The following is a 5563-nucleotide window of genomic DNA, read 5'->3' as shown; positions in this document are numbered from 1 at the left end:
GAGCCCCGAGCCCCTGGACCCTAGGCTGTTGGCTGTTGGCTGTTGGCTGTTGGCTGTTGGCTGTTGGCTGTTGGCTGTTGGCTGTTGGCTGTTGGCTGTTGGCTGTTGGCTGTTGGCTGTTGGCTGTTGGCTGTTGGCTGTTGGCTGTTGGCACCATTTTTGGGTAAATCAGGCGCTGGCGCCCCACCGACAAGCGCCAGAAGCTACTTTTTCCATAGCAAACAAACCGCCACCCCGCACCACACGCCGACGCCCACGCCTGCGGCGCCACGGCACAATCGCGCCATGGACCCGCTGCTCGATACCACCTGGCTTCACACGCTGCGCCTGATCTTCGAAGTGGCGGCCACCGCCGCGTTTGCCCTGTCGGGCGTGCTGGCCGCGGCGCGCAAGCGGCTGGATGCCGTGGGCGTCTGCGTGGTGGCTTTCGTGGCGGCCTTTGGCGGCGGCACGCTGCGCGACCTGCTGCTGGACCAGCGGCCGTTCTTCTGGGTGCGCCACACCGAATTCATCTGGGGCATCCTGGCGCTGTGCATGGGGGCCATGCTGTTCATGCGCCAGCGCCACTTCGAGCCCACCGAGCGCGCCATGCTGCTGCCCGATGCCATCGGCCTGGGCCTGTTTGCGGCGGTGGGGGTCGATGCAGCCCTTGCTGCCGGCTTGCCCTTCATCGTGGGCGTGATGATGGGTGTGACCACCGGCGTCTTCGGCGGCGTGCTGCGCGACGTGCTGTGCAACGAGGTGCCGCAGGCGTTCAGCGACCACCGGCCCTACGCGCTGTGCGCCTTTGCGGGCGGCTGGGCGGACATCGGCCTGCGCCAGCTCGACGCCCCCGCCTGGATGGCGCTGCTGGCCTGCGTGCTGGTCACTGCCGGCCTGCGGGGGCTGGCCCTGTGGCGCAACTGGGCGCTGCCTGCGTGGCGGGTTTGAGCACCGCCAGGTCGGCGCCGTCGCCGGGCCTTCGCATCCTCTAAAACCAACGCCTCGCCTCCGCCGCCCCCTGCACCGGGGCACCGGGGTATCGGGGTATCGGCCCGCCGGACGCTGCCGGTGCGGCGCGTGCCGGTCAGGCGGCGCCGTGCACCGCTGGCGGCCAGCCCAAAACGCCCACCACATGCTCCACGAAGCGCGCAAGCTTGGGCAGTTGCCGCCGGTCGGGCGCATACACCAGATGCACCGGCCGCGGCAAGGGCAGGCAATGCTGCATCACGGGCACCAGCGCGCCGCGGGCCAGGTCGTCGGCCAGCAACACCTCGGGCTGCATGACAAGGCCCAGCCCGCGCAGTGCCGCCTGGCGCAGGCCCTCGCCCTGGTTGCACACCAGGCGCGCGTTCTCGGGCCAGAAGAATGTTTCGTCGCCGTCGCGCAGCGTCCATTCCACGCGGCGCTGCCATACCGAGTGGCTCAGGCAATGGTGGCGTGCCAGATCGGCCGCGCCCTCGGGCGTGCCGTGGCGCTGCAGGTAGGCCGGCGCAGCCGCAATCACCATGCGGTAGGGGCGCAGGGGCCGGGCCACCAGGCCCTCGTCCACCACCTGGCCGATGCGCACTGCGGCATCAAAGCCGTCGCCCGCAAGGTCCACCACGCTGTCGCTGAGCTGCAGGTCCACCCGCACGTGTTCGTGGCGCTGCAGGAAGTCGGCCACGAGCGGCGCGATGGCATGGGTGCCCAGCGTGAAAGGCGCGCTCACGCGCAGCAGGCCTTGCGGCACGGCGCGGCTGCGCTCAACGGCTGATTCCGCCCAGCGCACCTGCTCCAGCACGCGCCTGCTGTCTTCGTGGAACGCGGCGCCCACCTCGGTCAGGCTGTTGCGGCGCGTGCTGCGCTGGAACAGGCGTGCGCCCAGGTGGGCTTCCAGTTGCTGGATGTGCTTGCCCACCATCACGGCCGAGATGCCCAGCTGGCGTGCGGCGCCGGCAAAACTGCCTGCCTCGACCACGGCCACCATGACTTCCATGTTGCGCAGTTTGTCCATGGGCGGTCACCTGGCCTTTCCGTGTGGATGCTGCCGATGTGCAGCGGTTGTGGAGGAATGCGGGCGTCGAGAACCAGACCGTGCGGGGGGTCGGCAAGGCGGCCTGGCGCCAAGGGCGTCCAGGGCGCCGCAGGCGGCTTGCCAGCAGCGCCGAGGGCCCACCGGCGGCCCATCACCCACGCAACATCCGCCGGCACCCCTGGCCACGGACGGTCCCGTGGGGCCATGCAACCCGCGTGTCGCGATGTCGCAGCCCGCCAGCAGCCGCATGCGTTGCCGTTCAACACGCCATCCATCACCGTCACAGGCCATTGGTTGGAAACCAATAGTTAGTACCCAAAGAACCGCAATGTACTTTATGCATGGATTGCTTCGCAAAACAATGACGACTCTCCCTCTTCAACCTGTTTCAAGGAAAGCACCATGTCCAAAGTTCTTCTCATCGGCGCCAGCGGCACCATTGGCCAGGCCGTGCAGGCCAACCTGGGCGCGCGCCACGACGTGATCACCGTGGGCCGCAGCAGCGGCATGCACCGCACGGACTTCTCCCAGCCGGGCTCGGTCGCCCAACTGTTCAAAGCCGTGGGCCAGGTCGATGCCATCGTGAGCACGGCCGGCAACCTGCACTTCGGGCCGCTGGCCGACATGACGCCCGAGCAATTCAATCAGGGCCTGCAGGACAAGTTGCTGGGCCAGGTGCAGCTGGCATTGATCGGCCAGAAGTACCTGGCGGATGGCGGCTCCATCACGCTGACCAGCGGCATCCTGGCCATCGAGCCCGTCCGCAACGGCGCCAGCGCCACGGCGGTGAACGCCGCCATCGAGGGCTTCGTGGCTGCCGCCGCCATCGAGCTGCCCCGGGGCCTGCGCATCAACGCGATCAGCCCCACGGTGCTCACCGAGTCGATGGGCAGCTACGGGCCGTTCTTCCCGGGGTTCGAGTCCGTGCCGGCCGCGCGCGTGGCGCTGGCCTACCAGCGCAGCGTGGAAGGCGCACAGACCGGGCGCGTGTACCGCGTTCAGTGAGTTTTCCAATAAAAATAGCGACTGGCGCACGGTCCACATGCACCAGCCGCTATCTATTCAGTAGCGCTTTAGGAGCGATCAGTCGAGGCTGGCGCCCGACTCCTTGACCACCTTGGCCCACTTCGTGGTTTCAGAACGGATAAAGGCGCCGAACTGGGCGGGCGTCTCGTTCACCGGTTCGCCGCCCTGGTCGATGATCTTCTTCTTCACCTCGGGATTGGCCAGCACCTTGGCCAGCGCGCCGCTGATCTTGGCCAGCACCGGGGCCGGCGTGCCGGCGGGCGCAAACATGCCGAACCACGACATGGCCTCATAGCCGGGCACGCCGGCCTCGGCGATGGTGGGCACATCGGGCAGCTCGGGCGAGCGCTTGGCGGTGGTGATGGCGATGGCGCGCAGCTTGCCCGAACGCACATGCGGAATCACCGAAGGCATGTTGTCGAACATGATGGCGATCTGGTTGCCCAACAGATCGGTCACGGCCGGTGCGCTGCCCTTGTAGGGAATGTGCGTGAGATCGACCTTGGCCATCGACTTGAACAGCTCACCCGACAGGTGCGGCGAGGCGCCGTTGCCGGGCGAACCGAAGTTGATCTTGCCGGGATTGGCCTTGGCATAGGCGATCATCTCGGGCACCGTGCTGAACGGCTGCTTGGGGTTGGCCACCAGCAGGTTGGGCACATTCGCCACGCGCGAAAGCGGCGCAAAGTCCTTCAGGTGGTCGAAAGGCATTTTCTTGTACAGCGCGGCGTTGATGGCGTGCGTGCCCACGGTGCCCATGAACAGGGTGTAGCCGTCCGCCGGCGCCTTGGCGGCAAACTGCCCGCCGATGTTGCCGCCCGCGCCGGCCTTGTTGTCCACCACGACGGGCTGGCCCAGCTCGGTCGACAGGTACTGGCCCACCAGGCGGGCCAGGATGTCGGTGGTGCCGCCCGCCGAGAACGGCACGACGATGGTGATCGGCTTGGTGGGGAAGGCCTGTGCGAGCGCTGCGCCCGGCAGGGCTGCGGCGCCTGCGGCCAGGCCCGCCAGCGCAACCAGGGCCTTGCGGCGGCCGGACACGACGGCGCGGTGGTGTGTGGAAGTGGACATGTTGTTTCCTCTGCTTTCTCGGTGGAATGGATCTGCTGCCCGTGCGTCTTTATGGCCTGGTGCAGCAGAGGGGGTGAAAAAAATGGCAGGCGAAGGTTTGGCGGCGCACCAGCGTTTACAGCGGGGCCACGCCCACCGTCATGCCGCCGCAGACATACAGCACCTGCCCCGTCACGAAGCCGCTGCGGGCGTCGAGCAGGTAGGCCACGGCGTGGGCCACGTCGCCTGGGGTGCCGATGCGCTTGACCGGCACCGACTCGACAATCGCGCGGGTGCGCGGCGCGTCGGGCGGGTTGGCGCGGTCGAACAGTTCGGTGCGGATGGGGCCGGGCCCGATGGCGTTGGCCGTGATGCCGTGCGCGCCCAGCTCCAGCGCCCACACGCGCGTCATGCCGATCAGGCCGGCCTTGGTGGCGGCGTAGGCCGTGCGCAGTTCCTTGCCCAGCGCCGCGCGCGAAGACATGTTGACGATGCGGCCAAAGCCGGCCGCCTTCATGCCCGGCAGCAGGGCCTGCATGCACTGGAAGGCGCAGCGCAGGTTCAGCGACACCGCCATGTCGAATTCGGCCAGCGTCTGCGTTTCCACGCTGGCCGGGCAGACCACGCCCACGTTGTTGACCAGCCGGGTGATCGGCCCGCCGGCCAGCGCCTGCTGCAGCGCGCGTGCGGTGTCTTCGGGGTCGGACAAATCGGCCTGGATGCCGCCGTGCACGGTGTCCACCAGGCGGTCGATGATGACGGGCTCGAAGCCCTCTGCACGGCAGCGCTCGGCCGTGGCGGCGCCGATGCCGGCAGCGCCGCCCGTGATCAGCACACGCTCGCGCACGGTGCCTGAAGAGGCGGCGGAGGACGATGGGTTGCTCATGAAAACTCCTTCAGTTCGCGCCGAAGCGCCCAGTGGCGGCCCGGACCATGGACACCGGCCTGCGCCAGCGTGAAAGGGTCCGTCGCCCGAAAGGCCCGCTCCGTGCCGCGGGGCGGGTTCACCGCACTGCGGGGCTTTGCCGGTCCGTGCCCCACTCGACGGGCTACAGCGGCCCGATCACCGCCACCTGCCCGCCCGGACTGCACCAGCGCGCAGTGCGCGTGCAGTGGGCGCATGGGCTCAGGCGCCCGCCGCCAAGAAGGCGGCCAGCGCATCGCCGAACGCCACGGGCGCCTCCAGGTTGGACAGGTGCGAGGCGGGCACTTCGGCGAGGCGCGCACCGGCAATGGCGCGCTCCATGGCCTGCGCATCGGCCACGGTGGTGACCGGGTCGCTGGCGCCGGCGATCAGCAGCGTGGGTACGCGAATGCCCGTGATGGCGCCCCGCAGGTCGGCCTGCGCCAGTGCCTCGCAGCACGCCGCATAGCCTTCGGGTGCGATGCCGGCAATCCAGCCCTGGGCTGCGGCCACCAGCGTGGGCTGCGCAGCAATGAAGGGCTCGGTGAACCAGCGGCCGGGCGACGAGGCGGCCAGCTCGGCCATGG

At 68.9% G+C, this 5563-nt stretch carries 5 protein-coding genes and 1 pseudogene; 2 read left to right on the top strand and 4 right to left on the bottom strand.

Annotated elements, in window-relative coordinates:
* Positions 1-285 precede the first annotated feature (285 nt).
* The gene (locus ACDELDRAFT_RS18390) at positions 286-930 is read left to right on the top strand and encodes a trimeric intracellular cation channel family protein (RefSeq protein WP_005799499.1); all 645 of its coding nucleotides are present in this window, start codon (positions 286-288) and stop codon (positions 928-930) included.
* A gap of 136 nt (positions 931-1066) precedes the next feature.
* Here the strand turns inward: ACDELDRAFT_RS18390 and ACDELDRAFT_RS18385 are convergent, their stop codons facing one another.
* Positions 1067-1975: a LysR family transcriptional regulator gene (locus ACDELDRAFT_RS18385; RefSeq protein WP_005799498.1), complete on the bottom strand. Its 909-nt coding sequence runs from the start codon at positions 1973-1975 to the stop codon at positions 1067-1069.
* A 423-nt stretch (positions 1976-2398) separates the two neighbouring features.
* Between ACDELDRAFT_RS18385 and ACDELDRAFT_RS18380 the strand changes: the two genes are divergently transcribed.
* On the top strand, positions 2399-3001 hold the full coding sequence (locus tag ACDELDRAFT_RS18380; RefSeq protein ID WP_005799497.1) for a short chain dehydrogenase: 603 nt from the start codon (positions 2399-2401) through the stop codon (positions 2999-3001).
* A gap of 78 nt (positions 3002-3079) precedes the next feature.
* Here the strand turns inward: ACDELDRAFT_RS18380 and ACDELDRAFT_RS18375 are convergent, their stop codons facing one another.
* The 3 genes and pseudogenes from ACDELDRAFT_RS18375 to ACDELDRAFT_RS18365 form a co-directional block, all read right to left on the bottom strand.
* Complete coding sequence (locus ACDELDRAFT_RS18375; RefSeq protein WP_005799496.1) at positions 3080-4093, bottom strand: tripartite tricarboxylate transporter substrate binding protein; 1014 nt, start codon at positions 4091-4093, stop codon at positions 3080-3082.
* Between the two features lie 115 nt (positions 4094-4208).
* Positions 4209-4958 carry an SDR family oxidoreductase gene (locus tag ACDELDRAFT_RS18370; protein WP_005799495.1) on the bottom strand — a complete coding sequence of 250 codons (750 nt, stop codon included), beginning with the start codon at positions 4956-4958 and terminating at the stop codon, positions 4209-4211.
* Between the two features lie 240 nt (positions 4959-5198).
* A pseudogene (locus ACDELDRAFT_RS18365) lies at positions 5199-5563 on the bottom strand (3-oxoadipate enol-lactonase); the annotation flags it as partial.

This window comes from Acidovorax delafieldii 2AN, from assembly GCF_000175235.1.
Taxonomy (GTDB): Bacteria; Pseudomonadota; Gammaproteobacteria; order Burkholderiales; family Burkholderiaceae_C; genus Acidovorax; species Acidovorax delafieldii_B.
The sequence above is the reverse complement of the archived record's forward strand: the minus strand, read 5'-3'. Positions and strand labels throughout refer to the sequence as shown.

Bases quoted from the DNA above. Each gene is read 5' to 3' on its own strand.
- ACDELDRAFT_RS18370 (WP_005799495.1), bottom strand. From the start codon at position 4,958: ATGAGCAACCCATCGTCCTCCGCCGCCTCTTCAGGCACCGTGCGCGAG.
- ACDELDRAFT_RS18385 (WP_005799498.1), bottom strand. From the start codon at position 1,975: ATGGACAAACTGCGCAACATGGAAGTCATGGTGGCCGTGGTCGAGGCA.
- ACDELDRAFT_RS18390 (WP_005799499.1), top strand. From the start codon at position 286: ATGGACCCGCTGCTCGATACCACCTGGCTTCACACGCTGCGCCTGATC.
- ACDELDRAFT_RS18375 (WP_005799496.1), bottom strand. From the start codon at position 4,093: ATGTCCACTTCCACACACCACCGCGCCGTCGTGTCCGGCCGCCGCAAG.
- ACDELDRAFT_RS18380 (WP_005799497.1), top strand. From the start codon at position 2,399: ATGTCCAAAGTTCTTCTCATCGGCGCCAGCGGCACCATTGGCCAGGCC.